At 63.2% G+C, this 25,431-nt stretch carries 29 protein-coding genes; 25 read left to right on the top strand and 4 right to left on the bottom strand.

The genetic code is table 11. The annotated features are described in order from the left end of the window. The first annotated feature begins 53 nt into the window (after positions 1 to 53). The 11 genes from FJ490_RS04440 (at position 54) to FJ490_RS04490 (ending at position 10,958) form a co-directional block, all read left to right on the top strand. Positions 54 to 569 carry a winged helix DNA-binding protein gene (locus FJ490_RS04440; RefSeq protein ID WP_013896002.1) on the top strand — a complete coding sequence of 172 codons (516 nt, stop codon included), beginning with the start codon at positions 54 to 56 and terminating at the stop codon, positions 567 to 569. A gap of 349 nt (positions 570 to 918) precedes the next feature. Next, positions 919 to 2,172 carry a murein L,D-transpeptidase gene (locus FJ490_RS04445; RefSeq protein WP_140494050.1) on the top strand — a complete coding sequence of 418 codons (1,254 nt, stop codon included), beginning with the start codon at positions 919 to 921 and terminating at the stop codon, positions 2,170 to 2,172. A 163-nt stretch (positions 2,173 to 2,335) separates the two neighbouring features. Beyond that, positions 2,336 to 3,976 (top strand): Na+/H+ antiporter, encoded by a 1,641-nt coding sequence (locus FJ490_RS04450; protein ID WP_140515693.1) that lies wholly within the window; start codon positions 2,336 to 2,338, stop codon positions 3,974 to 3,976. 181 nt (positions 3,977 to 4,157) lie between these two features. Beyond that, on the top strand, positions 4,158 to 5,471 hold the full coding sequence (gene glyA / locus FJ490_RS04455) for a serine hydroxymethyltransferase (RefSeq protein ID WP_140494046.1): 1,314 nt from the start codon (positions 4,158 to 4,160) through the stop codon (positions 5,469 to 5,471). A gap of 81 nt (positions 5,472 to 5,552) precedes the next feature. After that, positions 5,553 to 6,143: a hypothetical protein gene (locus FJ490_RS04460; protein WP_140728258.1), complete on the top strand. Its 591-nt coding sequence runs from the start codon at positions 5,553 to 5,555 to the stop codon at positions 6,141 to 6,143. Positions 6,144 to 6,282: 139 nt separating this feature from the next. After that, positions 6,283 to 6,762, top strand: coding sequence for a transcriptional regulator NrdR (gene nrdR / locus FJ490_RS04465; RefSeq protein ID WP_010915593.1), 480 nt, complete (start codon positions 6,283 to 6,285; stop codon positions 6,760 to 6,762). Beyond that, positions 6,759 to 7,889: a bifunctional diaminohydroxyphosphoribosylaminopyrimidine deaminase/5-amino-6-(5-phosphoribosylamino)uracil reductase RibD gene (gene ribD / locus FJ490_RS04470; protein ID WP_181165168.1), complete on the top strand. Its 1,131-nt coding sequence runs from the start codon at positions 6,759 to 6,761 to the stop codon at positions 7,887 to 7,889. Before nrdR ends, ribD begins: the two co-directional genes overlap by 4 nt. Before the next feature lie 11 nt (positions 7,890 to 7,900). Further along, a complete protein-coding gene (locus tag FJ490_RS04475) occupies positions 7,901 to 8,518 on the top strand; it encodes a riboflavin synthase (protein WP_140494039.1) in 618 nt (205 codons plus the stop codon). Positions 8,519 to 8,755: 237 nt separating this feature from the next. Then, a complete protein-coding gene (ribH, locus tag FJ490_RS04480) occupies positions 8,756 to 9,250 on the top strand; it encodes a 6,7-dimethyl-8-ribityllumazine synthase (protein ID WP_140494037.1) in 495 nt (164 codons plus the stop codon). Continuing rightward, positions 9,247 to 9,747, top strand: a complete 501-nt coding sequence (nusB, locus tag FJ490_RS04485) for a transcription antitermination factor NusB (RefSeq protein WP_140494035.1) — start codon at positions 9,247 to 9,249, stop codon at positions 9,745 to 9,747. Before ribH ends, nusB begins: the two co-directional genes overlap by 4 nt. Next, complete coding sequence (locus tag FJ490_RS04490) at positions 9,744 to 10,958, top strand: MFS transporter (protein ID WP_140494033.1); 1,215 nt, start codon at positions 9,744 to 9,746, stop codon at positions 10,956 to 10,958. Before nusB ends, FJ490_RS04490 begins: the two co-directional genes overlap by 4 nt. A 14-nt stretch (positions 10,959 to 10,972) precedes the next feature. Here the strand turns inward: FJ490_RS04490 and FJ490_RS04495 are convergent, their stop codons facing one another. Further along, complete coding sequence (locus FJ490_RS04495; protein WP_140494031.1) at positions 10,973 to 11,545, bottom strand: NADPH-dependent FMN reductase; 573 nt, start codon at positions 11,543 to 11,545, stop codon at positions 10,973 to 10,975. On the opposite strand from FJ490_RS04495, the gene FJ490_RS32580 reads away from it, so the two are divergent. From FJ490_RS32580 to FJ490_RS04520, 5 genes are all read left to right on the top strand, one after another. Continuing rightward, positions 11,462 to 11,671, top strand: a complete 210-nt coding sequence (locus FJ490_RS32580) for a hypothetical protein (protein ID WP_181165181.1) — start codon at positions 11,462 to 11,464, stop codon at positions 11,669 to 11,671. The genes FJ490_RS04495 and FJ490_RS32580 overlap by 84 nt on opposite strands. A 79-nt stretch (positions 11,672 to 11,750) precedes the next feature. Further along, positions 11,751 to 12,662, top strand: a complete 912-nt coding sequence (locus FJ490_RS04500; protein WP_140728259.1) for an ABC transporter substrate-binding protein — start codon at positions 11,751 to 11,753, stop codon at positions 12,660 to 12,662. Positions 12,663 to 12,978: 316 nt separating this feature from the next. After that, entirely contained in the window at positions 12,979 to 14,142 is a 1,164-nt protein-coding gene (locus tag FJ490_RS04510) for an ABC transporter permease (RefSeq protein WP_140670044.1), read from the top strand. Beyond that, positions 14,139 to 15,077 (top strand): ABC transporter ATP-binding protein, encoded by a 939-nt coding sequence (locus FJ490_RS04515; RefSeq protein WP_140565206.1) that lies wholly within the window; start codon positions 14,139 to 14,141, stop codon positions 15,075 to 15,077. The genes FJ490_RS04510 and FJ490_RS04515 overlap by 4 nt, the downstream gene beginning before the upstream one ends. Continuing rightward, a complete protein-coding gene (locus FJ490_RS04520) occupies positions 15,074 to 15,823 on the top strand; it encodes an ABC transporter permease (RefSeq protein ID WP_140728260.1) in 750 nt (249 codons plus the stop codon). Before FJ490_RS04515 ends, FJ490_RS04520 begins: the two co-directional genes overlap by 4 nt. A gap of 25 nt (positions 15,824 to 15,848) precedes the next feature. Here FJ490_RS04520 and FJ490_RS04525 read toward each other — a convergent pair whose 3' ends face one another. Next, positions 15,849 to 16,190 (bottom strand): hypothetical protein, encoded by a 342-nt coding sequence (locus FJ490_RS04525; RefSeq protein WP_224519177.1) that lies wholly within the window; start codon positions 16,188 to 16,190, stop codon positions 15,849 to 15,851. Here FJ490_RS04525 and FJ490_RS04530 point away from each other — a divergent pair. Next, positions 16,162 to 16,662, top strand: a complete 501-nt coding sequence (locus tag FJ490_RS04530; protein WP_140515707.1) for a DUF2165 domain-containing protein — start codon at positions 16,162 to 16,164, stop codon at positions 16,660 to 16,662. The two genes, FJ490_RS04525 and FJ490_RS04530, sit on opposite strands and share 29 nt — an antisense overlap. 230 nt (positions 16,663 to 16,892) lie before the next feature. Next, entirely contained in the window at positions 16,893 to 19,034 is a 2,142-nt protein-coding gene (locus FJ490_RS04535) for a sodium-translocating pyrophosphatase (protein ID WP_140521791.1), read from the top strand. Between the two features lie 243 nt (positions 19,035 to 19,277). Here the strand turns inward: FJ490_RS04535 and FJ490_RS04540 are convergent, their stop codons facing one another. Then, positions 19,278 to 19,793: an outer membrane protein assembly factor BamE gene (locus FJ490_RS04540; RefSeq protein WP_140494015.1), complete on the bottom strand. Its 516-nt coding sequence runs from the start codon at positions 19,791 to 19,793 to the stop codon at positions 19,278 to 19,280. 114 nt (positions 19,794 to 19,907) lie between these two features. Here FJ490_RS04540 and FJ490_RS04545 point away from each other — a divergent pair, with 114 nt between their 5' ends. The 7 genes from FJ490_RS04545 to FJ490_RS04575 all read left to right on the top strand — a co-directional run bounded on the left by FJ490_RS04545 (position 19,908) and on the right by FJ490_RS04575 (position 24,763). Next, positions 19,908 to 20,456 (top strand): ubiquinol-cytochrome C chaperone family protein, encoded by a 549-nt coding sequence (locus tag FJ490_RS04545; RefSeq protein ID WP_140728261.1) that lies wholly within the window; start codon positions 19,908 to 19,910, stop codon positions 20,454 to 20,456. Next, positions 20,453 to 21,001 carry a DUF177 domain-containing protein gene (locus FJ490_RS04550; RefSeq protein WP_140515709.1) on the top strand — a complete coding sequence of 183 codons (549 nt, stop codon included), beginning with the start codon at positions 20,453 to 20,455 and terminating at the stop codon, positions 20,999 to 21,001. Before FJ490_RS04545 ends, FJ490_RS04550 begins: the two co-directional genes overlap by 4 nt. A 119-nt stretch (positions 21,002 to 21,120) precedes the next feature. Further along, entirely contained in the window at positions 21,121 to 22,191 is a 1,071-nt protein-coding gene (gene plsX, locus FJ490_RS04555; protein WP_140494009.1) for a phosphate acyltransferase PlsX, read from the top strand. A gap of 9 nt (positions 22,192 to 22,200) precedes the next feature. Further along, entirely contained in the window at positions 22,201 to 23,172 is a 972-nt protein-coding gene (locus FJ490_RS04560; RefSeq protein WP_140728262.1) for a beta-ketoacyl-ACP synthase III, read from the top strand. 100 nt (positions 23,173 to 23,272) lie between these two features. After that, complete coding sequence (locus FJ490_RS04565) at positions 23,273 to 23,596, top strand: integration host factor subunit alpha (protein ID WP_140494007.1); 324 nt, start codon at positions 23,273 to 23,275, stop codon at positions 23,594 to 23,596. Between the two features lie 224 nt (positions 23,597 to 23,820). Then, a complete protein-coding gene (locus tag FJ490_RS04570) occupies positions 23,821 to 24,360 on the top strand; it encodes a MerR family transcriptional regulator (protein WP_140494005.1) in 540 nt (179 codons plus the stop codon). Positions 24,361 to 24,460: 100 nt separating this feature from the next. Next, entirely contained in the window at positions 24,461 to 24,763 is a 303-nt protein-coding gene (locus tag FJ490_RS04575) for a hypothetical protein (RefSeq protein WP_140515713.1), read from the top strand. A 282-nt stretch (positions 24,764 to 25,045) separates the two neighbouring features. Here FJ490_RS04575 and FJ490_RS04580 read toward each other — a convergent pair whose 3' ends face one another. Next, positions 25,046 to 25,228: a hypothetical protein gene (locus tag FJ490_RS04580; protein WP_140521795.1), complete on the bottom strand. Its 183-nt coding sequence runs from the start codon at positions 25,226 to 25,228 to the stop codon at positions 25,046 to 25,048. Positions 25,229 to 25,431 lie beyond the last annotated feature (203 nt).

Below are 25,431 nucleotides of genomic sequence, written 5' to 3' on the forward strand. Positions count from 1 at the left end.
GATCAAGGTGAAAAACAAAAAATCACCAGGGCGACAAACGAGAGGCAAAGACAATGATCAATTCGCGTCCGGCGGCAAAGACCGCCAACGTTTCCGACGATCGCCGCGAGGCAATCCGTTCCCTTTACATGGAATCGCTCCAACTGGTCGAGCGCCTGCACCGCCGTCTGCTCGACGTGATCAAGGACGAGTTCGACCGCAATGGCCGTTCCGACATCAACGCCATCCAGGCGCTGCTGCTCTTCAACATCGGCAATTCGGAGCTGACTGCCGGCGAGTTGCGCTCGCGGGGCTACTATCTCGGCTCGAACGTCTCCTACAATCTCAAGAAGCTTGTCGATCTCGGCTTCATCAACCACCAGCGCTCGCGCATCGACCGTCGTTCGGTCCGCGTCTCGCTGACGCCGAAGGGCAACGAGGTGGCGGACGTGGTCGCCGGTCTCTATGAGCGCCATGTCGGCTCGATCGAGCAGGTCGGCGGCATCAACACCGACGAATTCAAGCAGATGAACCGCGCCCTCCAGCGCCTCGACCGCTTCTGGAACGACACCATCGCTTACCGGATGTAAGCCACATCCCCAATCAGAAGCCGCGCCACAGAAGCGCGGCCGCAACAGCGACCTCCAGTCAGGGCCGGTGCCGAAAAGCATCGGTCTTTTCTTTTCGTTGCGCTGGCCGAAGCAAATTGCGGGCCAAGGCCACGTTGCCGCCATATTCCAATGGAACCGAAGATGGCAGTGATGCTGTGGTGAAGACCATGAGTTCACCCGCAGCCGCGTAGCCTTGCGCGTTTTCACACCGAGGTGATGCGGACCATGGTTGGCTAATTGTTAAGATTGCCAATTTTAGAGTGCGGGCGAGATCGCCCGATGATCAACGCAGCAAGTGTTCGAACTGCTACAAATGTCTGGAACGTCCATGAGAACCAGCCGCCGTTTCTTCCTTTCCGGAGCCTCCGCGCTCGCAGCCGCCGTTGTTGCCGGCCGCGCCAGCGCGCAGGATGTGATCGGGGACATCCTGAAGTCCTCGGCGCGCGGCAACTGGGACGATCAGTTCGACGCCCGCGCCAGCGCAGGCGGCAAGGTGGCCTCGACGCTGCCGATCTTCAGCCCGCAGACCGTCGCCTTCACCGAGCAGGCTGTGGCGCAGTACCAGAACATTGTCGGGCAGGGCGGCTGGGTCGAGGTTCCCGCGACCAAGAAACTGCAGCTCGGCGTCGACGATCCCGATGTCGTGCCGCTGCGCAAGCGCCTGATGGTCGCCGGCGACCTGTCGCAGAGCGCCGGCATCTCGACGGCCTTCGATTCCTATGTCGACTCGGCGGTCAAGCGCTTCCAATTGCGCCACGGCCTGCCGGCCGACGGAGCGCTGGGCAAATATACCTACGCGGCGATGAACGTTTCGGCGCAGATCCGGCTCGGCCAGTTGCAAACCAATCTCCAGCGATTGAAGGAGAAGGCGGGCACGCTTGGCAGCCGTTATGTGCTGGTCGATATTCCGGCAGCGCAGGTCGAGGCGGTCGAGAACGATCGCGTCGTGCTTCGCCATACCGCGATCGTCGGCAAGATCGATCGCCAGACACCGATCGTCAATTCCAAGATCAACGAGATCATCGTCAATCCATATTGGAACGCGCCGGTGTCGATCGTGCGCAAGGACATCATCCCATTGATGCGCAAGGACCCCGATTATCTCAAGAACAGCCATATTCGCCTGTTTGCGCCAGATGGCAGCGAAGTCGATCCGATGAATGTGGACTGGTCGACCGACGACGCGGCCAAGTACCGTTTCCGCCAGGATCCCGGTTCGGACAACGCCATGGCGTCGGTGAAGATCAATTTCCCGAGCCCGGACGGCGTCTACATGCACGATACGCCGCAGCAGAGCCTGTTCGGCAAGATGATGCGCTTCGATTCCTCGGGTTGCGTACGCGTGCAGAACGTGCGCGACCTCGTCACTTGGATCCTGCGCGACACGCCCGGCTGGGACCGTCAGCATTTCGAGGCTGCGATCAAGACCGGCGAAAACACGCCGGTCCAGGTCACCAACCCGGTGCCGGTGCATTTCCTCTATCTCTCGGCCTGGTCGACGGGCCCCGGCGTCGTCCAGTTCCGCGACGACATATATGGCCTCGACGGAAACAACGAGCTGCAGATCACTTCGTCGCTCTAAGCAATTGATTATTCAGGGAAAAGGCCGCTCTTGAGCGGCCTTTTCTGTCGTCGCCGCCAGGCCGTTCACACCGCCGCTGACCTCCAACTCTGCGTAGGCGCGCTCCGGCTGGACGAAGCGCGGGCGATTGCGCATGGTCGGCAAAACTGCCGGAAATCGGACCATGCAAGTTGCCGTCTTCATCCTCGTAGTGCTCGTCCTGGTGGCGCTTTCCGGTGCATTGGTGCGGCTGGTGCGGCTGCCGCTGCCGGTGCTGCAGATCGCCATGGGTGCTGCGCTGGCCTGGCCGGCGCGCGGGCTGCATGTCGAGATCGATCCGGAACTGTTCCTGCTCGTATTCATTCCGCCGCTTCTGTTCGCCGATGCCTTTGCTGCGCCCAAGCGCGAGCTTGTCGCCTTGCGTGGCCCCATCCTCGACCTTGCCATCGGACTGGTCTTCTTCACCATCGTCGGATTTGGCTACGCCTTGCATTGGCTGGTGCCCAGCATCCCGCTCGTCGTCGCTTTCGCGCTCGCCGCGGTGCTGTCGCCGACTGACGCGGTGGCGGTGTCTTCCATAGTCGACAGGAACATCGTTCCGGCGCGGCTGATGCATATATTGGAAGGCGAGTCGCTGCTCAACGACGCCTCGGGCCTAGTCATGTTCCGCTTTGCCGTGGCGGCGGCATTGACCGGCAGCTTTTCCTTCGCCGCGGCCTCGCTGAGCTTTCTCTATGCCGTGGCTGCCGGCATCCTCGCCGGCATGGCGGCGCTGTTCGTTGCCGCCAAGGCGCTGCAACTGCTCAACCGCATCGGCGGCGTGCCGGCGGAGGCGCAGGTTCTGGTCATGATCCTGGTGCCTTTCGTCTCCTATCTCGGCGCCGAGCATATCGGCGCCTCGGGCATCCTGGCGGCGGTCACCGCCGGCCTGTTGACCGGAGTTTCCGGCATGTTCCGCTTTCTCGGTGTCTCGGCGCGCATGCAGACGATGTCGCTGTGGTCGACGCTGTCCTTCGTCTTCAACGGCGCGCTCTTCATCCTGCTTGGCCTGCAATTTCCCGATATCATCCGTAAGGTGCCGCCGGAGTTGTCCAGCCGGCACTGGATCATCGAGCCGGTGCTGACAGTCCTGCTGCTGACCCTTTGCCTGATCGGCCTGCGTTTCCTGTGGATATGGATCGGCGACATGGCGGGCGCCATGGCGGCGCGGCTCGGCAAGCGAAAGGCCGAGCCGTTCGGCCTGCGCGTGCGGCTCGCCGGATCGGTCGCCGGCGTGCGCGGAGCGATCACGTTGGCCGGTATCCTGTCGCTGCCGCTCACCTTGCAGGACGGCTCGCCGTTCCCGGCCCGCGACGTGGTGATCTTCCTCGCCGCCGGGGTCATCATCTGCTCGCTGGCCATCGCCAGCCTCGCGCTGCCGAAGATCGCTCGCGGGCTGGTCGAACCGGGCGAGGACCCGGCAGCGGCCGAGGAGCGCCGGGCGCGGGTCGGCGCAGCCAATGCGGCGATCGCCAGGATCGAGAGCATCGCCAATGAGGCAGGCGAGGGCGGGGCCGTCGAGGCACGGCTCGCCGTTGCCGACAGCATCGTCGCCGGCTACCGGCGCCGCATCGCCGCCTCCGACGAGGCCGACGAAGCGCGTGCCGAGGCGCGTGAGGCGAGCCGTCTGGAGCTTGAACTCAGGGCGGCCGGCATAGAAGCCGAGCGCGCCGCGCTACGCGCCATGTTTCTCAGCCGCGAGATCAATGACCATACGATGCGGGCGCTGTTTTCCGAGATCACCTTGACCGAGGCTCTTCTGAAGCAGCGGCGCGACAGGAAATAACGGTTCGCCGCTCTGCTTGCCGCAATCGGGCCAGCAAATTTCGCGCCGCAAACGTGGCGAGGCGAAAACAACTGTGTTAATGGCGCGGCGAACCCAATCCTGTCACACAAAAATGTGCAGGGGTTTGGGACAACGGCATGCGCAAGACAAAACCGACCTCCGGACCTAAGGAATTCAGGCCATGGCAACAGCAGCGGCAGCGTCGAACAAATTCGAATCCTTCTTCGAAACCACGCTGGAAGATGCCGATCCGGAAATTTTCGGCGCGATCCGCAACGAACTCGGACGCCAGCGCCACGAGATCGAACTGATCGCGTCTGAGAACATCGTCTCGCGCGCCGTGCTCGAAGCGCAGGGTTCGATCATGACCAACAAATACGCCGAGGGTTATCCGGGCAAGCGCTACTATGGCGGCTGCCAGTTCGTGGATGTCGCCGAGGAGCTGGCGATCGAGCGCGCGAAAAAACTATTCGGCTGCAACTTCGCCAATGTGCAGCCCAATTCCGGCAGCCAGATGAACCAGGCGGTGTTCCTGGCTCTCTTGCAGCCGGGGGACACCTTCATGGGCCTCGACCTCAATTCCGGCGGGCATTTGACGCACGGCTCGCCAGTCAACATGAGCGGCAAATGGTTCAAGGTCGTGTCCTACGGCGTGCGTAAGGACGACCACCTGCTCGACATGGACGCCATCGAGAAGACGGCGCATGAGACGAAGCCGAAGCTGATCCTGGCCGGCGGCACCGCCTATTCGCGCATCTGGGACTGGAAGCGCTTTCGCGAGATCGCCGATGCGGTCGGCGCCTACCTCATGGTTGATATGGCCCACATCGCCGGCCTCGTCGCCGGCGGCGTGCATCCCTCGCCGCTGCCGCATGCCCATGTGGTGACGACCACCACGCACAAGTCGCTGCGCGGCCCGCGCGGCGGCATGATCCTGTGCAACGACGAGGAGATCGCCAAGAAGATGAACTCGGCGGTGTTCCCCGGCCTGCAGGGCGGACCACTGATGCATGTCATCGCCGCCAAGGCGGTTGCCTTCGGCGAGGCGCTGAAGCCGAGCTTCAAGCTCTATGCCGAGAGCGTCGCCGCCAACGCCAAGGCGCTGGCGTCCAGCCTACAGGAGACTGGCCTCGACATCGTGTCGGGCGGCACCGACAACCACCTGATGCTGGTCGACCTGCGCCCCAAGAATGCCACCGGCAAGCGCGCCGAAGCAGCGCTTGGGCGCGCCAACATCACTTGCAACAAGAACGGCATCCCCTTCGACCCGGAAAAGCCCTTCGTCACCTCCGGCGTGCGGCTCGGCACGCCCGCCGGCACAACGCGCGGCTTCGGCCAGGCCGAGTTCCGCGAAATAGGCAAGCTGATCGCCGAGGTGCTGGATGGCCTCAAGGCCGCCAATTCCGATGAGGGCAATGCCTCGGTCGAGGCCGCGGTCAAGGCCAAGGTCGTGGCGCTGACCGATCGATTCCCGCTCTACCCTTATCTCGGTTGACCTCGCGCCACGCGTCATCTCTTATCCGCCAGCGGCGCGCCGACCCCCGATCGGTCGACGCGCCGAACTGGAGACCAGACGATGCGTAATTTCCGCCCCGCCATCCTTGGCGCCCATGGCTTGCTGGCCGTTTTCCTGACATTGCCCGGCGCTGCCCTTGCGCAGACCCAACCCGCCCCAGAAATGCCCGCCACCGCTACGTTCGGCAGATGGACAACCATCGTCGATACGCTCGACACCGGGCAGGATGCGCGCAAGACCTGCGCCGCTTCGACTGCCTTTTTCGATGCCAGCGGCAATTCGGGCACGCTGACGCTGTCGATCTCGAACGGCGACGCCATGCCGCCGGACGCCTACCCGGCCATCATGCTTATTGTCGACAACCGGAACCTGCCCACTGGCAAGAAGATCGCCGCGACTTTTGGTGATCCTGGCGTCAAGGTTTCCGCCACCGTCTATTCGAACGATGCCGTGAACGGCCGTCCCAGCTGGACGGTCGACAACCAGCCCAAGACCAGTCTCGCGCTCTTGCGAGCCATGCGCAAAGTCACCTCGCTCGATGTCGCTTTCGGCAAAGAGGCTTTCGCCAGCATTCCGATGGACGGCTTCACTAAAGCCTACCGCAACCTCGGCACATCATGCGGCTTTCCGACCAAGGACGTTGCACCCTAGCCAAGCGCGCGAAGGCGGGTGCTGGCAATCTGCCTCGCGGCTCGCTATCTCTGACGCGAAAGGGTCTGCGTGCCTTGCCATCGTGGCAAAAGGCTCTAAGCCTTTTCGCCTCACCAGATTCGTGAACCCAAGGCTCTCAATGCGCTGTCCCTATTGCCAGTCCGAAGATACGCAGGTGAAGGATTCGCGCCCCGCCGAGGATGGCGCGGCGATCCGCAGGCGTCGCGTCTGCCCCGATTGCGGCGGCCGTTTCACCACCTTCGAGCGCGTGCAGTTGCGCGACCTCGTCGTGGTCAAGAAGTCGGGGCGAAAAGTGCCTTTCGACCGCGACAAGCTCTTGCGCTCCGTCGAGATCGCGGTGCGCAAGCGCAATGTCGATCCCGAGCGCATTGATCGTGCCGTGACCGGCATCGTGCGCCAGCTGGAAAGCTCCGGCGAGACCGAAGTGGCCTCGGGCGAGGTTGGGCGGCTGGTCATGGAAGCGCTGAAGTCGCTCGACGACGTCGCCTACGTCCGCTTCGCCTCGGTCTACCGCAATTTCCGCGAGGCCAAGGATTTCCATGAGCTGCTGGGGGAATTGAAAGGCGACGAGGACAAGAGCGAAGAGGACGCTGGCTGAGCATGGCGGAACACAGCGAGGCCGGACAGGCAGCCCTTGACCGCCGTTTCATGGCAGCCGCACTCAGACTGTCGCGCAGGAATGCGGGCCGGACCTCAACCAATCCTTCCGTTGGTACACTCATCGTGCGCGACGATGGCTTGGGCCCGATGATTGTCGGCACCGGCGTCACCGCTGTCGGCGGCCGCCCGCATGCCGAGACCGAGGCGCTCGCCGAAGCGGGCGAACTGGCGCGCGGCGCCACCGCCTACGTCACGCTGGAGCCTTGCGCGCATCACGGACGCACGCCGCCTTGCGCCAACGCTCTGGTCAATGCCGGCATCGCGCGCGTCGTTGGCGCCGCCAGCGACCCCGATCCGCGCGTGTCAGGCCAAGGCTACGCGATCCTGCGCACCGCGGGCGTCGATGTTGTGGAGAATGTCCTGGCGGCGGAGGCCGCCGAGCAGATGGCCGGCTATCTCATTCGATCGCTTAGGAAACGGCCGGAAGTGACTCTCAAGCTAGCGCTTTCCAGCGACGGCAAGATCGGCATGGAAGGTGTTGGGCAGGTGTCGATCACAGGCGACATTGCGCGCCGTGAAGTCTATCTAATGCGCGCCGAAGCCGATGCCATCCTGATCGGCATTGGCACGGCGCTGGAGGACGACCCGGCGCTGACGGTGCGCTTGCCGGGATTGGAGAACCGGTCGCCGGCGCGCATTGTGCTCGACAGGCAGATCAGGCTGCCTGAGACTTCGAAACTGGTGTCCGGTGTCGACAGGGTGCCGCTCTACGTCGCGGCTTGCCTGGAAGCCGATCCTCTGCGGCGGGCAACGCTCGAACGCGCCGGCGTGCGTTTCATCGGCACCGAGACGCATGAAGGCGGCGTGGCGCTGCCGGAACTGCTCGAGGATCTTGCTGCGCTCGGTATGGCCAGCGTGCTGGTCGAAGGTGGAGCCAAGGTGGCCAGCGCCTTCCTGTCGGAGGGCCTGGTCGACCGCATCGTGCTGTTCCGAGGACCGGAGGCGATTGGCAAGGGGGGCATTGCATCGCCCATCGATGCCAACCATGTCCCGGCGGGATTTCGCAAACTGCGCGAGATGCGGTTCGGCGAGGACAGCTACGCCGAGTGGATAAGAGACTTTTAGGATCAACACCGATGTTTACCGGCATTGTTACCGACATAGGCACCGTCGCGGCCGTCAAGCCGCTGCGGGAAGGCGTGGGATTGCGTATCGACACCGCCTATGATCCCGAAACCATCGCCATCGGCGCCTCGATATCATGCGGCGGCGTTTGCCTTACCGTGACGGCCTTGCCCGACAGCGGCTCGAACGCGCGCTGGTTCGAAGTCGAGGCCTGGGAGGAGGCGCTCCGGCTGACGACGGCGATGGGCTGGAAGTCAGGCACGCGCATCAATCTTGAGCGGGCGCTGAAGATCGGCGACGAGCTTGGAGGCCATATCGTGTCGGGCCATGTCGACGGCACCGCCGAGATCGTCGAGCGCAAGGACGAGGGCGATGCGGTGCGCTTCACGCTGGAAGCGTCGCGCGAGCTGGCGAAGTTCATCGCGCCGAAAGGCTCCGTCGCGCTCGACGGCACCTCGCTCACCGTCAACAAGGTGGAAGGCACCCGCTTCGACGTGCTTCTGATCCACCATTCGCTGACCGTCACCACCTGGGGTGAGCGCCAGGTCGGCGACCGCGTCAATCTCGAGATCGATACCATGGCCCGCTATGCGGCGCGCCTGGCGGAAGCGGCGAAAGAGGGGCTTTGAGCATCGCCGAGCTGTTCATGAGGAACTAGCGGTGATGGAAAACAGGAATTCCAAAGTGCAAGCGCGGCTGGGGTGGCCGATGTAGATGCTGGCCGAGTAGTGGCCCACGCCATTGTTGCCTGGGCTCAAAGCCTCGCTACAGACTGTCCGATCTCGGTACCCCGTCCCAATGAGGCAATCTTGTGCTTGCGATCAATCCGGCTTCGGCCTAAGTCACCGGCGATCCCGGAGACATTTATGGCTGGCACATCCCAACACGGCAAAGCGTTCATTCGCCCGAAGAAGAAGGCCCACCTTCTCGTTATCGAGGCACGCTTCCACGACGATCTTGCCGACGCGCTGCTCGAAGGCGCGACGAGCGCGCTTGACGAAGCGGGTGCGACCTACGACGTCGTCACCGTTCCAGGTTCGCTCGAAATTCCCGCCGTCATTACCTTCGCGCTGGACGGCGCGGCGGAAGGCGGCATGAACTATGACGGCTTCGTCGCGCTTGGCACCGTCGTCCGCGGGGACACCTATCACTTCGATATCGTCGCCAATGAATCCAGCCGCGCACTGATGGACCTGTCCGTGCAGGACTCGGTCTGTATCGGCAACGGCATCCTGACCACGGAAAACGACGCACAGGCCTGGACGCGAGCCAAGCGTTCGGAGGGCGACAAGGGTGGCTTTGCCGCGCGCGCGGCGCTGACCATGATCGCGCTCAAGGAACGACTGGGAGCGCGATCGTGAGCGACCCCGCTTCGCCCGGACAGCCCACGGTGCGCCACGCCAACAAGCGCGGCGCGGCGCGGCTTGCCGCCGTGCAGGCCCTCTATCAGATGGATGTCGCCGGCAGCGGCGTCTTCGAGATCACTGCCGAATACGAAGCGTTTCGCCTTGGCAAGGAAGTCGATGGCGCGCTTTACCGCGAGGCGGATGCCCAATGGTTCCGCGCCATCCTCACCGGTGTCGTCGAGGACCAGAAAACCATCGATCCGGTTATCCGCCAGGCGCTGACCGATGACTGGCCGCTGTCGCGCCTCGATTCGACACTGCGCGCAATCCTGCGCGCCGGTGTCTACGAACTGATGAAGCGCGAAGACGTGCCGGTGGCGGTGATCGTTTCCGAATACGTCGATATCGCCAAGGCTTTCTACGAGGAAGACGAGCCGAAGCTGGTCAACGCCGTGCTCGATCGCGTCTCCCGTCGGGTGCGTGGCGAGGGACGCGGCAAGGACGCTTCATGACGGCGGTCGCCATCGAGGCGGCCAGGGAGGCGCGGCGCACCGCGTTGATCCTCGCCGCCTCGCAGGCGATCATCGGTTCGGCAGCGCCCATCGCCATCTCCATGGGCGCGCTTGCCGGTCAATATCTGCTCGGCCCGGACAAGTCGCTGGCGACGGCGCCGATCACCGGCTTCAATCTCGGCGTGGCACTCGGTGCGCTGCCGGCGGCGGCCATCATCCGCGCCATGGGCCAGCGCGGCGGCTTCATGACCGGTACGATCGTCACCGCGCTTGGCGGTCTGGTCGCGACGCTGGCACTCTTCCATGGCAGTTTTTGGCTGTTTGCCTTCGGCCTGACGGTGATCGGTGTCGGTGGCGCCTTCGTCCAGCAGTTCCGCTTTGCCGCCGCCGACAATGCGCCGCCGCAGTTCAAGGCGCGCGCCATCTCCTTCGTGCTGGCGGGCGGCATCATCACCGCCATTCTCGGACCGCAGATCGTCATCTTCACCCGCGAGTTGTTCGCACCGGTGATGTTTGCCGGTTCGTTCGCATCCATCCTGGTGCTAGCCGCCGTCGGCGCGGCGATCCTGTCATTGCTGCGCCTGCCGGCGAGGGCCGCCGCCGGCGGAACGGAAATTGCCGGCAGCGATGCCCGGCCCTTGGCCGAGATCGTCACGCAGCCGCGTTTCGTCGCGGCACTCTTCTGCGCGGTCGGCAGCTATGCCCTGATGAGCTTCGTCATGACCGGCGCGCCGCTCGCCATGGTCGGCTGCGGCCTGTCGGAGGACGATGCGACGCTCGGCATTTCGTGGCATGTCATGGCAATGTTCGGGCCGAGCTTCTTCACCGGATCGCTGATCCATCGCTTCGGTGCTGAACGCATTGTCGCGGTCGGCCTCCTGCTGCTGATCGGCTGTGCGGTCGTCGCGCTGTCCGGCTTGGCGCTATGGCAATTCTGGACGGCGCTGATCCTGCTCGGCCTCGGCTGGAATTTCGGCTTCATCGGCGCCACGGCCATGGTCGCGGCAAGCTACCGGCCTTCCGAAAAGGGCAAGGTGCAGGGGTTCCACGACTTCGTCCTGTTCGGCTCCGTGGCCTGCGCCTCGCTGATGTCGGGCATGGTCTACAATGCCTGGGGCTGGACCATGCTGAACTGGATGATCTTTCCCGTCACCGTGCTATGCTTCGTCGCGCTCGGCGCGCTGAGGATTGCGAGCTTGCGTCTGGCTTGACGCCCAATTTGAATCTATGCGTCCGGCGGCAGAACCTGAAGCACTCGCGCTATGAACATGTGAAACTCAGCCATGTAGTTGCGCAGGAAGTCCTCAGTGGATTCGACCGTCACCTCGCCGTCGTCGGTGATCAGCCCCGGCGTGAACTGTATGTAGGCTTCAGGCGCGTTCATCTGGGGCGAATTGCAGAAACTCAGAACGCTTCGAAGGCTTTGTTGGGCGACGGCGGTCGCGATGGCGCCCGGCGATGTTCCGATGACAGCCGACGGTTTGCGCGCGAACGAATTCTTGCCGTAGGGCCGACTGGCCCAGTCGATTGCGTTCTTCAATCCACCAGGGATCGAGCGGTTGTACTCCGGGGTGACGAACAATACGGCCTGGACGGAGGCGATCGCCTTTTTGAAATCCCGGGCTGCCGGTGGGAAGTCGGCGTCATAGTCGTAGCTGTACAGTGGCAGATCCTTGAAGGCGATTTCGGTCATGTCGAGTTCGGGAGGGGCAAGTTGAACGAGCGCCTTCGCGAGCTTGCGGTTGATGGATTCCCGGGCAAGACTGCCGATGAGGTAACCGACTTTGTGTATGGCCATGACACGCTCTCCGTGTTTGCCACCCGCACCCTCACCGCATTATCCGCCAGATGGCAGCAGATCGCCAGCGTCGCGTCGCAATTGGCCTTCCGAACAAAAATATTGCGTCTGTACCACTTGTTATGAAACCGTGTGCCCCGACGAGACGTTGGAGCCGTGCTCATATGCGGCACCGAATTCCGGTTCACAGCAAGGGATTTTCACAATGTTTTCAATCAAGATTCTGGCTGGCGCGGCGCTCGCGCTCGGCATCACGGCGGCATCGGCGAATGCTCAGGTGGTTGTTTCCTCAAAGATCGACACCGAGGGCGGCGTGCTAGGCAATATCATCCAGCTCGTCCTCAACGCCAACAACATCAAGACCACTGACCGCATCCAGCTCGGCGGCACGCCGGTGGTGCGCAAGGCGATCACCGCCGGCGAGATCGACATCTATCCCGAATACACCGGCAATGCCGCCTTCTTCTTCGAGAAGACCGACGACCCGGTTTGGAAGGACGCCGCCAAGGCCTATGAGACGGCCAAGAAGCTCGATTACGACGCCAACAAGATCGTCTGGCTGTCGCCGTCGCCGGCCAACAACACCTGGGCGATCGCACTGCGCAAGGAGGTGGCCGAAACCAACAAGCTCGCCACCCTGTCCGATTTCGGCAAATATGTCGCCGGCGGCGGCAAGGTGGTGCTCGCGGCCTCGGCCGAGTTCGTCAATTCAGCCGCGGCCCTGCCGGCGTTCCAGACCACCTACGGCTTCACGTTGAAGCCTGACCAGTTGATCACGCTCTCCGGCGGCGACACGGCCGCGACCATCGCGGCGGCAGCCAACCAGACCAATGGCGCCAACGCCGCCATGGTCTACGGCACTGACGGCGGCATCGCGCCCTCCGGGCTGGTCGTGCTCGACGACGACAAAGGCGTGCAGCCGGTCTACCAGCCGGCGCCGATCATCCGCGAGGCGGTGCTGAAGGAGCATCCCGAGATCGAGACGTTGTTGAAGCCGGTCTTCGCCAAGCTCGACCTCGTCACGCTGCAGGAACTCAACGGCCGCGTCCAGGTCGGCGGTGAGCCGGTCAAGGGTGTGGCGGAAGACTTTTTGAAAAAGAACGGGTTCTTGAAGTAGACAGCGCTTAGCTGACCGTGATGCTGGTGCGAGGCGCCCCCCTCTGGAAGCTGCCGATCTCCCCCCTTGCGGGGGAGATGTCCGGCAGGACAGAGGGGGGTGCTGTCCCGCCGACCTCTCAACTCGTCACAGCTGCGCGCTCGGACAGGACCGTTTTCGAACAAGCCGACGCTCGAAAGTTGGCGATCCTTCACACCCCCCTCTGGCCTGCCGGCCATCTCCCCCGCAAGGGGGGAGATCGGAAATCGCGTCGGCTTTCGCCAGTCGCCAGCCAACTGTGTACCTCGTGGCAGATTTCCCTCTTTGAGGGGCGGCCATGACCCTCCGCTTCGACAAGCTCGGCGTGGTCATCGCTGCGATCGCTGCCTATGCGGCTTTCGTAGCACCCTTCGCCACGTTCCGCGCCAATCGCATCGTGCCCGGCCAGGCGCGCTCGATCGTAGAGGCACTTCCGGCAATGGCCGGCCCGCTGCTTTTGGCCATCGTTGTCGCAGCCGCGCTTGTCGCGCTGCTGAAAACGCCGCTCGTCCTGCGCCTTGCCGCCAGCGTGATCACGCTGGCGGCTCTCGCGCTGTTGATCGGCGTCACCGGGACATTCCTGACCCCGGCAGGCAATACCTTCGCGCGCGTTTCGCCGGCCTCCGGGTTTTGGCTGCTGATCTTTGCCTTTACCCTCCTGCTGGCCGACGTGCTGACGAGAATGAACCTGTCTCCCTGGTCACGTGTCGGCGTGCTTGTCGTTGCCGCGCTCGCCATCGGGCTGCTGCTGATATCGGGATCCTGGGACAGCCTTTCGATCCTCAAGGAATATTTCAACCGTGCCGACAGTTTCTGGGCCGAGGGCGCCAAACATGTCACGCTGGCGCTCGGTTCGCTGGCGGCGGCGGTGATACTGGGCCTGCCGCTCGGCATCCTGTGCCATCGCGTCGAGCGCCTGCGCGCCGGCGTGCTCAACGTGCTCAACATCGTCCAGACCATTCCCTCGATCGCGCTGTTCGGCCTGCTGATCGCGCCGCTCGGCTGGGTGGCGGCGCATGTGCCGGGAGCGGCCGCGCTCGGTATCCGCGGCATCGGAACGGCACCTGCGTTCGTGGCGCTGTTCCTCTATTCGCTGCTGCCGGTCGTCGCCAATACCGTGGTCGGCCTTGCCGGTGTGCCGCGCGGCGCCAATGACGCGGCGCGCGGCATGGGCATGACGGATCGCCAACGCCTGTTCGGCGTCGAGTTTCCGCTGGCCTTCCCAGTGATCCTCACCGGCATCCGCATCGTGCTTGTGCAGAACATCGGCCTCGCCACCATCGCTGCCCTGATCGGCGGCGGCGGCTTCGGCGTGTTCGTGTTCCAGGGCGTCGGCCAGACCGCGATGGACCTGGTGCTGCTTGGCGCCGTGCCGACGGTCGCGCTCGCCTTCGCTGCTGCCATCATTCTCGACGCGGTGATCGAAATGACCTCAACCAAGCGCAGGGCGGACCCCGCATGATCGAGATCGAAGGCATTACCAAGCGCTACGATGCGATCACGGTGGTCGATGAAGTCTCGATGATCATAGAGCCCCGCACCCTTTGCGTCATCGTCGGCACCTCGGGCTCCGGCAAGACGACGCTGCTTCGCATGATCAACCGGCTGGTCGAGCCGACTTCCGGCGTCATCAAGCTCGACGGCGCCGACAACCGCTCGGTGCCCGGCTACGAGCTGCGGCGCAGCATCGGTTACGCCATCCAGGGCCACGGCCTGTTCCCGCACCGAACGGTGGCGCAGAACATAGCCACCGTGCCGGTGCTGCTTGGCTGGGATAAGGATCGCATCAAGGCGCGCGTCGACGAACTGATGACGCTCTATCAGCTCGACCCGCAGGCCTACGGCCCGCGCTACCCGCACGAGCTCTCCGGCGGCCAGCAGCAGCGCGTCGGCGTCGCCCGCGCGCTCGCGGCCGAACCCAACGTGCTGTTGATGGACGAGCCGTTCGGCGCGCTTGACCCCATAATCCGCACCAAGGCGCAGGAAGACCTTCTTGCGATCCAGAGGCGCTTCGGCACCACCATCATCCTCGTCACCCACGACATGGAAGAGGCCGTGCATATGGGCGACAAGATCGCCGTCATGGATGCCGGCAAGCTGGTACAATATGCCAGGCCGGCGGAGATACTGGCGAGGCCGGCCAGCGGCTTCGTCGAGACCCTGGTGGGCGCCAGCGAAAAACCGTTCCGGCTGCTGTCGCTCGGCCGCGTGCGCGACGCAGTCGAAAAGGGCGCGGCGGAAGGTGAGGCGATTCCTGGCGACGCCAGCCAGCGCGACGCGCTGGCCGAACTTCTCTGGTCCGGCCGCCCGGCGCTGCCGGTCAAGGATGCCGACGGCAAGCCGCTCGGTCGCGTTACCGTCGACGGCTTGGTGAAGCGTGCGGCGAGGCCGGCATGAAAGCCTGGCTGCCGTTGCTGCTCAGGCTTGCGCTGGTGGTGCTGCTGGTCGCTTTCGTCACCAGTCCCGGCTGGTTCGAGCTGCTGCTCAAGCCGCTGACCGAGAACGGCGCGCCGGTGATCTACAATCAGGGCAGCTTGCTGACGCTGATGCTGCTGCACCTGCGCACCGTGCTGATCGCCACGCTCGCCGCCACCATCGTGGCGGTCGCGCTCGCCATCCTGGTCACCAGGCCTGCCGGCGCCGAATTCCTGCCGCTGTCACGCAGCCTGGTCAATATCGGTCAGACTTTCCCGCCGGTGGCGGTGCTGGCGCTTGCCGTGCCGGCGGTCGGGTTCGGCGAGAAGCCGACGCTGATCGCATTGTTCCTCTATGGTCTGCTGCCGATCTTCGAGAACGCGCTGACCGGCCTGACGACGTTGCCCGGCAATGTCATGGAAGCGGCGCGCGGTGCCGGCATGACCGGTTGGCAAAGGCTGCTGAAGGTCGAATTGCCGCTCAGCGCGCCGGTCATCCTCGGCGGCATAAGGCTGTCGGTGGTTATCAGCCTGGCCACCGCCACCATCGGCTCGACGGTTGCAGCGAAGACATTGGGCGAGGTGATCATTGCCGGGCTCTTGTCCAACAATCTCGCTTTCATCTTGCAGGGCGGCCTGATCGTCGCCGCCTTGGCCGTGCTGATCTATGATGGGTTGTCGGCGGTCGAACGCTATGCCGCGCGGCGCATGGGGCGTCAGGCCGAGTAGGCTTCTGTCCCGGTGCTCCGATCTTTCAACGTCCACTTGAACGGGCAGGGTGGTCGAGCGTCAGTTCGAGTTCGATGCCTTGCTCTTTGCAGATCCAGCGGCGGCAGATGACGGCAAAGTCGTGTTGTGTGCCGGCTTTCACGAGCGAGACAAGATCACCCACGGCGCAATCGCTGCCGAGCTGGAGCGCCTCGATGGGTTCGGCGATGACTTGCTTGCCGGCATAATGTCTTGCGCTGGCCGTGAGCGTAATCAACACCCGCCTGCCAGTTGCGCGATCTTCGGGACTCGGCGATTGATTGGGCCGATGCCCCGATCCTTCAGCAGGAGTTCTTGCCATGACCTTGCGCTTCTCCAAGATCGTCATGTGTCTCTGTCTGGCGGCTTTCGCCTTTCTTGTCGCTTTCGGCAACGTCACCGATTACGGCTCAAACTTCGCCTTTGTCCAGCACGTGCTGAGCATGGACACGACCTTTCCCGGCAACGCGCTGATGTATCGCTCGATCACCGACCCCTCGCTATGGACGACGGGCTACTGGCTCATCATCGCCGGCGAGGCGCTGACCTGTCTGCTCTACCTGATCGCGGCCTGGAACCTGTGGCAAGCGCGCAATGCCAGCGGAGAGGTTTTCAACGATGCCAAGAAATTCGCCGTTATCGCCGCGACGATGGGATTCCTGATCTGGTATCTTGGATTTATGGTGGTGGGCGGCGAGTGGTTCGCCATGTGGCAATCGAGCATCTGGAACGGCCAGCAGAAGGCATTCATGTTCTACATGACCATGCTGGCGGTGCTGATCTTCGTCATCCAGCCAGACGGTGATCTGCGCCAAACCTGAGTGCTGATCCGTGATTTCAATCGATATAAAGCAGCAGCGGCATGGCGACATCTGCCGCCGTCTGGCTCTTTTGGGCGAAAGCCGGGCAAAAACCGAACAATATCTTGACGTTCGCGGCCCTGTTTCGCATACACCGCTGCGAAGAGGGGGATTCCGCGCACGGGATTCCGTCTTTGTCTCAACGGCCCAGGGAGGGGTTCTTTTGGGCCAGCAATCGAGGAAAACCCGGCATGACCATAATTTCCGCCGTCATCGCCTGCGGCCTGCTTTCTGTCCTTTACGCCATCTGGGCGACACGTTCGGTCCTCGCGTCGGACCAGGGCAATGCACGCATGCAGGAAATCTCCGCCGCCATCCGTGAGGGCGCGCAAGCCTATCTGGCGCGCCAGTACACCACCATCGCCATCGTCGGCGTGGTCGTGCTGCTGCTCGCCTGGTGGCTGCTGTCCATCACCGCCGCGATCGGCTTCCTGATCGGGGCCGTGCTTTCGGGCGCGGCCGGCTTCATCGGCATGCATGTTTCGGTGCGGGCCAATGTTCGCACGGCACAGGCCGCTTCCAACAGCCTTGCCGCCGGCCTCGACATCGCATTCAAGTCGGGCGCCATCACCGGCATGCTTGTTGCCGGCCTTGCCCTGCTTGGCGTGTCGATCTACTACCTGATCCTCACCCATTTCATGGGGCTTCAGCCCAATGACCGTATCGTTATCGATTCGCTGGTTTCGCTCGGCTTCGGCGCCTCGCTGATCTCGATCTTCGCCCGTCTCGGCGGCGGCATCTTCACCAAGGGTGCCGATGTCGGCGGCGATCTGGTCGGCAAGGTCGAAGCTGGTATTCCCGAGGATGATCCGCGCAACCCCGCCACCATTGCCGACAATGTCGGCGACAATGTCGGCGACTGCGCCGGTATGGCGGCCGACCTGTTCGAGACCTATGCGGTGACAGTCGTCGCCACCATGGTGCTGGGCGCCATCTTCTTTGGCGGCACCGCGGTTCTGAGTGCCGCGATGCTCTATCCGCTCGCTATCTGCGGCGCCTGCATCCTGACCTCGATCGTCGGTACTTTCTTCGTCAAGCTCGGCTCCAACGGCTCGATCATGGGCGCGCTCTACAAGGGGCTGATCGTCACTGGCCTGTTGTCCATCGTGGGCTTGGGCGTCGCCACCTCGGCCACGCTTGGCTGGGGCGAGGTCGGCACTGTCGCCGGCATGGTCATCACCGGCAAGAACCTGTTCATCTGCGGCCTGATCGGCCTCGTGGTGACCGGTCTCATCGTCGTGATCACCGAGTACTACACCGGCACCAACAAGCGTCCGGTCAACTCGATCGCCCAGGCGTCGGTGACCGGGCACGGCACCAACGTCATCCAGGGCCTTGCGGTCTCTCTGGAATCGACGGCACTGCCGGCCATCGTCATCGTCGGCGGCATCATCTCGACCTATCAGCTCGCCGGCCTTTACGGCACGGCGATCGCCGTCACCACCATGCTCGGCCTTGCCGGCATGATCGTCGCGCTCGATGCCTTTGGCCCGGTCACCGACAATGCCGGCGGCATCGCCGAAATGGCCGGCCTGCCCAAGGAAGTGCGCCACTCCACCGACGCGCTCGACGCGGTCGGCAACACCACCAAGGCGGTGACCAAGGGCTATGCCATCGGTTCGGCGGGCCTCGGCGCACTGGTGCTGTTCGCGGCCTATTCGAACGACCTGAAATTCTTTGCCGCCAATGGCGACAAATATCCCTACTTCCAGGGCATGGGCGAGGTCTCCTTCGATCTTTCCAACCCCTACGTCGTCGCCGGCCTGATCTTCGGCGGCTTGATCCCGTATCTGTTCGGTGGCATCGCCATGACGGCCGTCGGCCGCGCGGCGGGCGCCATCGTCGAGGAGGTGCGCAAGCAGTTCCGTGACGACCCGGGCATCATGGCCGGCACGTCCAAGCCGAACTATGCGCGCGCGGTAGATCTTCTGACCAAGGCGGCGATCCGGGAAATGATCATCCCGTCGCTGCTGCCGGTGTTGGCGCCGCTCGTCGTCTATTTCGGCGTGCTGCTGATCTCGGGCTCGAAAGCGTCGGCCTTTGCGGCTCTCGGCGCCTCTCTGCTCGGCGTCATCGTCAACGGCTTGTTCGTCGCCATCTCGATGACTTCGGGCGGCGGCGCCTGGGACAACGCCAAGAAGTCGTTCGAGGACGGATTCACCGACAAGGACGGCATCAAGCACCTGAAGGGTTCCGAGGCGCACAAGGCCTCGGTGACCGGCGATACGGTCGGCGATCCCTACAAGGACACGGCCGGCCCGGCGGTCAACCCGGCGATCAAGATCACCAATATCGTGGCGCTCCTGCTGCTGGCGGTGCTGGCGCACGGCTGAGCGGCAAAGCTCGACATTGAAAACCCGCGGGGAGCAATCCCCGCGGGTTTTTATTTGACGGCGGTTTTGGAAGGCGGAAAACGAATTTCAACGGCTGCGTCCGCGTCCTGCCGTCGCTGTCTGCCCATCGCCGACGAGCCAGCCTCTCCCGCCCCATGATAACAAAAACCCGTGGGATCGCTCCCACGGGTTTTTGGTCGCCTGAGATGGTGCTGCCATCCCCAAGGGGAGGCGGGTCTGAGATCAGGGAGTGCCGCCGCCGGGAATGCCGGGCGCCAGCTTGCTGGCGCCGTTGATGATCTGGCTGAGGAAGTTCTGGTCCTTGCCGCCAGTCGGCGTGGTGCGCGATATGAAATCGAAGATCTTGCCGTCCTTCAGGCCGTAATTGGCGATCTGGGTGACCCGCCCATCGGCCCCGAAATAGACCGCCAGCACATGCTGATCGATCAGCCGGGGCTTGTCGAAGGCGACATAGCGCTTGCGAGTCTGCGAGATGTAGTAAAAGGCTTCATTGTCGAAGGTCGCCGTCGTCGAGGGCGTGCCGAGCGCGAGCAGCACCTGCTCGCGGCTTGAGCCGACCGGCACCGAATCGATCGCCTGCTGATCGATGACATACCCCTGCGTCAGCGTTTCGCTGGGGTTCAGATCACCGATCATCTTGGAACTGTTGCAGGCCGAAAGCGCCGCAATGATGGCCAGCAGCGAGATCGCGCCAGCGGGCCTGGAAGAGAAGGTCGACTTGAAATTCAGCGCGCGCAACAACAATTCTCCACTATATCGCCGCAACTTGCGCTGGGCCGCAAAACCGGTAAACCAGCTTGCTTGCCGATGCAACAAGGCCAATTCAACAAACGGTCCCCGGAGACCATCCCCATGTTCCAGCGCCTTTTTGGTCGCGAACGCCACGCCAACCGCGCCATCACCGACGCGCTTTACGCACAAATCGTGGCGGCCGCGCGGCAGACCGTATTTTATTCCCACTGGAATGTGCCGGACACGCCGCTTGGGCGTTTCGAAATGCTGTCGCTGCACATGTTCCTGGTCCAGCACCGGCTGCGTGGGGAAGACGGCGTGGCGCAGGAGATCGCGCAGGTGCTGATCGACGAGTTTTTCCTCGAAGTCGACCATTCGCTGCGGGAACTCGGCATTGGCGATGTCGGAGTGCCCAAGCGCATGAAAAAGCTGGCGAAGATGTTTTATGGCCGCACCGCCGCCTATGACGACGCATTGGAGCGCAATGATCATGATGGGCTCACCGCCGCCCTTGCACGCAATGTCCGGCCCGACGCCGCGGCCTGGGCGGAAGCGTCACGACTGTCCGACTATGTCGCCGATGCCCGCAACCGGCTGGCCACGCAGCCGTGCCGGGCGATCGTCTCCGGCACGGTGACCTTTCCGCTCGCCCAGGAGGCAGATCGATGAAGCACGCCGATCCGCAAAGTCCGGTATCGTTTTTTGCCAACGTCGCCCGCCTGCCGCAGAAGGGCTTGCCGGTGGTCATCGAGGCCGACGCCACCCAGCGCGCGACACTCGCCGAAGAGCACAGCTTGCTCTCGGTCGAAGCCTACCGTGCCGAATTCCTGGTGACGCCGTGGAAACGCAATGGCGTGAAGGTCAGCGGCCGGGTCGAGGCCGACATCACCCAGGCCTGTATCGTCACGCTCGATCCGGTCGGGGCGCATATCGACGAATCATTCGAGGCTCTGTTCCTGCCCGAGGATTCCAAGCTTGGACGACAGGGATTCGAAGGCGGCGGCGAGATCCTGCTCGACGCGGATGGACCTGACAGTCCCGAAACATTTTCAGGCGACACGATCGATGTCGGGGCACTCGCCGAGCAGTTCTTCGGACTGGCCATCGATCCTTATCCGCGCAAGCCGGGTGCGTCGCTTGATGCCGGCCGCGAGGCCGAACCGGTGGAGAATGAATTTCAGCAGAAACTGCGGTCGCTGTTGGGAAAATCCTGAAAACCTCACCCGCGACGGAAAAGTCGGTTGTGCGAATGTCCAAAACCGCTATTTTCGCCGAACCTTCGCGATCACTAAAACGATCCGCCGCCTAAGCAAAACCGTGAGATGAATACCGCGTGATCAGGATTTCCATCGATGCCATGGGCGGCGATCACGGACCAGCCGTGGTCATTCCGGCGCTCATGACGGTCGCGACCCGCCGTCCCGACGTCCGCTTCGTCATCTACGGGCGGGAGGAGGCCGTACGACCCGAACTGGCCAAATTTCCCAAGCTGGCCGGTGTGAGCGAATTCTTCCACTGCGAGGTGGCCGTCAGGATGGACGACAAGCCGAGCCAGGCGCTGCGCCATGGCCGCTGGAAATCGTCGATGTGGAAGGCTGTCGAGGCGGTCAAGTCGGGTACGGCGGACGCGTGCGTCTCGGCCGGCAACACCGGCGCGCTGATGGCGATGTCGAAATTCTGCCTGCGCACCATGGCCACCATCGACCGCCCGGCGATCGCGGCACTTTGGCCGACGCTGCGCGGCGAAAGCGTGGTCCTCGACGTCGGCGCCACCATTGGCGCGGATGCGCACCAGCTCATTGATTTTGCCATCCTTGGAACCGGCATGGCCCGATCGGTCTTCGGCGTCTCGCGGCCCAGTGTCGGCCTACTCAATGTCGGCGTCGAGGAGATCAAGGGCCAGGAAGAGGTCAAGGAGGCTGGGCGCATGCTGCGTGAAGCCAATATGGCCTCGATGAACTATCACGGTTTCGTCGAGGGCGACGATATCGGCAAGGGCGTGGTCGACGTCGTCGTCACCGAAGGCTTCGCCGGCAACATCGCCCTGAAGACGGCGGAAGGCACGGTGCGCCAGATTGGCGGCTACCTGCGGGCGGCGATGAGCCGTACACTGATGGCCAGGATCGGCTATATCTTCGCCAAGGGCGCGTTCGATCGCCTGCGCGAGAAGATGGATGTGGGCCGCTCCAATGGCGGCGTTTTCCTCGGGCTGAACGGCATTGTGGTGAAAAGCCACGGCGGCGCTGATTCGGATGGTTTCGCCGCCGCCATCGAACTCGGCTACGACATGGTGCGCAACAATCTGCTCGACCGCATCGAGGCCGACCTGGACTTGTTCCATGCGCGCAATCCGCATGCCCAGACATCTAGGAAATCCGACGTCGTCAGCGACGCAAAGGAATAGGAAAGAACTTTGATCAGATCAGTCGTGCGCGGCATGGGCGCTGCGCTGCCCCGCCGCATCATGAAGAATGCCGACTTTGAAGGCATGGTCGAAACCTCGGACGAGTGGATCGCCCAGCGCACCGGCATCCGCCAGCGCCATATCGCGGCCGACGACGAGACCACCGCTTCGCTGGGTGAGGCGGCGGCGCGCGCAGCGCTCGCCGATGCCGGCCTGACGCCCGGAGACATCGACCTGGTCGTGCTGGCGACCTCGACGCCCAACAATACTTTTCCGGCCACGGCCGTCGAGATCCAGAACCGGCTCGGCATGCATCACGGCTTTGCCTTCGACCTGCAGGCGGTATGCTCGGGCTTCGTCTATGCGGTAACCACGGCCGACCTCTATATTCGCGGCGGCTTGGCCAAGCGCGTGCTGGTGATCGGCTCGGAGACCTTCTCGCGCATCCTCGACTGGACCGATCGCTCGACCTGCGTACTGTTCGGCGATGGCGCCGGCGCCCTGGTTCTTGAAGCCGGCGAAGGGGGCGGCAGTATTGCCGACCGCGGTGTGCTAGCGATGAGCCTGCGCTCCGACGGCGCGCACAAGGACAAGCTCTTTGTCGACGGCGGGCCTTCGACGACAGGAACGGTCGGCTATCTCAGGATGGAAGGCCGCGAGGTCTTCAAGCATGCGGTGGGCATGATCACCGACGTCATCGAGGCGACGTTTTCGCAGGCCGGCATCACCGCCGACGACCTGGACTGGTTCGTGCCGCATCAGGCCAATAAACGGATCATTGACGCTTCCGCCAGGAAGCTCGGGATAGCTGAGGAAAAGGTGGTGGTGACGGTCAATCTGCACGGTAACACCTCGGCTGCTTCCGTGCCGCTGGCGCTTTCCGTGGCTGTTGCCGATGGCCGCATCAAAAAGGGCGACCTTGTGCTTCTGGAAGCGATGGGCGGCGGCTTCACCTGGGGCGCGGTTCTGCTTCGCTGGTAAGTGCCGAACGGTCCGGTTCGGTCCTTGACCTTGCCGGATCAATTACTTAGGCTCTGCCGCTGTTGTGTCGATTTTATGTTTGAGCTGATGGGACGGTCGCATGGGGGGAAAGACACTTACGCGCGCCGACCTTGCCGAAGCCGTTTACCGCAAGGTAGGTTTGTCGCGCACTGAATCGGCCGAACTCGTCGAGGCGGTGCTGGACGAGATCTGCGAGGCGATCGTCCGTGGCGAGACGGTGAAACTGTCGTCTTTCGCGACGTTCCACGTCCGCTCCAAGAACGAGCGCATCGGGCGCAATCCCAAGACCGGCGAAGAGGTGCCGATCCTGCCGCGCCGGGTGATGACCTTCAAGTCGTCGAACGTGCTGAAGAACCGCATCTTGCGCTCCCACCAGAGCGGCAAGGCAAAGGGCGGCAAGTAGGCTCGCTGCAAATGCACGGTTGAAAACAGGCCTTGCGATGATGCCGGGCTTGAATATTGCCTCACAAACCGCTGAAATGAGACCCGATTCGGCAACATGGCCGGATTGGTGTTCCGCGTGATCGTTACGCGCAGCCGGAATGAGCTCCCCTCCTGTCGAGGGAATCTCGTTCGAACGCCGGTTCCCATGTCCCGGGATCATGCTCCAGTGTGAGGATTTCGCCCATGGACAAGAGCCCTGACGCCTTTCGCACCATCAGCGAGGTCGCCGAAGACCTCGATCTGCCGCAGCACGTGCTGCGCTTCTGGGAAACGCGTTTCAACCAGATCAAGCCGATGAAACGCGGCGGCGGCCGCCGCTACTACCGGCCGCAGGATGTCGAACTGATCAAGGGCATTCGCCATATGCTCTACGACCAGGGCTACACCATCAAGGGCGTGCAGAAGCTGTTGCGCGAAAATGGCAACCATTTCCTGGTTGCCATCGGCAATGGCGATATGGCCGCCGTCGAGGCGATCTCGCAACGAAAGCAGGCCGACCAGGTGCCGTTGACGGCGGCAGCGCAGCCGCGCGGCGGAGATGACGAACTGGTTGGCCAGCCGAGGGTCAAGCCCAGCCGCCGTTTCTTCGGTCTTGGCAAGAGCGACGAGGAAGGCCCGGTCCAGCCGGACGCTTCGAAACTGTCGCGGGACAATCGCGCGCTGTTGCAGGAAGCGTTGTTCGACCTCCTCGAATGCAAGCGCCTCCTCGACCAAGTGCGCTGACGGGCAACCGGCCGGCGCCTGAAGAACGGGAACCCGCCTTTGGGTGATGCGTTACGTTTTCTTGAGCAAGACAAGGCTTGAGCAGACAAGGAAACGCATCATGGCATTATTCTCGACCCTCTCGGACGTCGATCTCGACAGGCGGGTCGCTGCACTCTCCAGGGAATTGGCGGCCCTGAAGAAGGCTGCGTCCAGGCGGGGCGGCGCCTATTACGAAGACGGTCGCGACGCGGCGCTTGACACGTATTCCGACCTTGCGGAACGTCTGCACGATGCGTTGCCGGCGATCCGCGAGCGGGGCAGGGCGATCGAGAAATCCGCCCGCGAGCATCCGGCGACGGCCGCGGCGATCGGCTTTGTGGTGCTTGGTCTGGTCGCCAGTCTGCTGTTCAGCCGGCGCTGACCTTTATTTATTCCTCGGTTCCGCTGGATCGGTGCGCGGGCGATTCATGTTGCCCGAAAGTGCACCCGGTTTAGGACAGCGGCACCTGTGGGTGCCACGAAAAAAGGGCCATAGCCCCAGCTTGTCGGTCTGCAGCACGAACAGGGGTTTTTTCGTCAGAGCAGGCGCTCGTTGTAGCGCTGCGAGATCGCGCTGATACGGCGCGTATCCGGAGGAAACCAGGAGAAGACCGGCTTCGAACAAGAAGCCAAAGCCGGTCTTCTCATTGGCAGTCGGTTAAGCTCAGGCCTTCTTGCCCATAACCTTGTGGTGGTGATGATGGTAGTGGTGGCTGCGATGGTGCTTGCGATGATGACGATGATGCTTGTGCATCGGCGCGGCATCAGCGCTGGTCGCGCCGAGGATTGGCATGGTGAATGCAAGTGCAACTGCAAGCCCGAGGGCCGAGAGGAGGGACTTCTTCATGGATATCTTCCTTTTTTCGCAGGCAATCTGAATCAGGCCAACAGCCTGTTCGCCGCGAGCGGGATTACGCTCCCGATTTTTTTCGTCAGTATTTCCCGAATATAGAATTTTGTTTCTGGAATGTGTCTGGCGGCGCAGGCTGTGGGCTCCGCCGACAGGCTGAGCCCACAGCGCCGATGAGCGGGAGAAATTTCGATACGGGG

The organism is Mesorhizobium sp. B2-5-11 (assembly GCF_006440835.1).
Classification (GTDB): Bacteria; Pseudomonadota; Alphaproteobacteria; order Rhizobiales; family Rhizobiaceae; genus Mesorhizobium.

What these genes read in the sequence shown, in the direction of transcription:
- FJ490_RS04575 (WP_140515713.1), top strand. Translation starts at nt 24,461, where the DNA reads ATGGCATTATTCTCGACCCTCTCGGACGTCGATCTCGACAGGCGGGTC.
- FJ490_RS04530 (WP_140515707.1), top strand. Translation starts at nt 16,162, where the DNA reads ATGACCTTGCGCTTCTCCAAGATCGTCATGTGTCTCTGTCTGGCGGCT.
- FJ490_RS04525 (WP_224519177.1), bottom strand. Translation starts at nt 16,190, where the DNA reads ATGACGATCTTGGAGAAGCGCAAGGTCATGGCAAGAACTCCTGCTGAA.
- nrdR (WP_010915593.1), top strand. Translation starts at nt 6,283, where the DNA reads ATGCGCTGTCCCTATTGCCAGTCCGAAGATACGCAGGTGAAGGATTCG.
- FJ490_RS04440 (WP_013896002.1), top strand. Translation starts at nt 54, where the DNA reads ATGATCAATTCGCGTCCGGCGGCAAAGACCGCCAACGTTTCCGACGAT.
- FJ490_RS04570 (WP_140494005.1), top strand. Translation starts at nt 23,821, where the DNA reads ATGGACAAGAGCCCTGACGCCTTTCGCACCATCAGCGAGGTCGCCGAA.
- FJ490_RS04475 (WP_140494039.1), top strand. Translation starts at nt 7,901, where the DNA reads ATGTTTACCGGCATTGTTACCGACATAGGCACCGTCGCGGCCGTCAAG.
- FJ490_RS04550 (WP_140515709.1), top strand. Translation starts at nt 20,453, where the DNA reads ATGAAGCACGCCGATCCGCAAAGTCCGGTATCGTTTTTTGCCAACGTC.
- FJ490_RS04545 (WP_140728261.1), top strand. Translation starts at nt 19,908, where the DNA reads ATGTTCCAGCGCCTTTTTGGTCGCGAACGCCACGCCAACCGCGCCATC.
- FJ490_RS04495 (WP_140494031.1), bottom strand. Translation starts at nt 11,545, where the DNA reads ATGGCCATACACAAAGTCGGTTACCTCATCGGCAGTCTTGCCCGGGAA.
- FJ490_RS04565 (WP_140494007.1), top strand. Translation starts at nt 23,273, where the DNA reads ATGGGGGGAAAGACACTTACGCGCGCCGACCTTGCCGAAGCCGTTTAC.
- FJ490_RS04520 (WP_140728260.1), top strand. Translation starts at nt 15,074, where the DNA reads ATGAAAGCCTGGCTGCCGTTGCTGCTCAGGCTTGCGCTGGTGGTGCTG.
- FJ490_RS04460 (WP_140728258.1), top strand. Translation starts at nt 5,553, where the DNA reads ATGCGTAATTTCCGCCCCGCCATCCTTGGCGCCCATGGCTTGCTGGCC.
- FJ490_RS04515 (WP_140565206.1), top strand. Translation starts at nt 14,139, where the DNA reads ATGATCGAGATCGAAGGCATTACCAAGCGCTACGATGCGATCACGGTG.
- FJ490_RS04450 (WP_140515693.1), top strand. Translation starts at nt 2,336, where the DNA reads ATGCAAGTTGCCGTCTTCATCCTCGTAGTGCTCGTCCTGGTGGCGCTT.
- FJ490_RS04580 (WP_140521795.1), bottom strand. Translation starts at nt 25,228, where the DNA reads ATGAAGAAGTCCCTCCTCTCGGCCCTCGGGCTTGCAGTTGCACTTGCA.
- ribH (WP_140494037.1), top strand. Translation starts at nt 8,756, where the DNA reads ATGGCTGGCACATCCCAACACGGCAAAGCGTTCATTCGCCCGAAGAAG.
- FJ490_RS04490 (WP_140494033.1), top strand. Translation starts at nt 9,744, where the DNA reads ATGACGGCGGTCGCCATCGAGGCGGCCAGGGAGGCGCGGCGCACCGCG.
- FJ490_RS04535 (WP_140521791.1), top strand. Translation starts at nt 16,893, where the DNA reads ATGACCATAATTTCCGCCGTCATCGCCTGCGGCCTGCTTTCTGTCCTT.
- glyA (WP_140494046.1), top strand. Translation starts at nt 4,158, where the DNA reads ATGGCAACAGCAGCGGCAGCGTCGAACAAATTCGAATCCTTCTTCGAA.
- FJ490_RS04445 (WP_140494050.1), top strand. Translation starts at nt 919, where the DNA reads ATGAGAACCAGCCGCCGTTTCTTCCTTTCCGGAGCCTCCGCGCTCGCA.
- FJ490_RS04510 (WP_140670044.1), top strand. Translation starts at nt 12,979, where the DNA reads ATGACCCTCCGCTTCGACAAGCTCGGCGTGGTCATCGCTGCGATCGCT.
- FJ490_RS04500 (WP_140728259.1), top strand. Translation starts at nt 11,751, where the DNA reads ATGTTTTCAATCAAGATTCTGGCTGGCGCGGCGCTCGCGCTCGGCATC.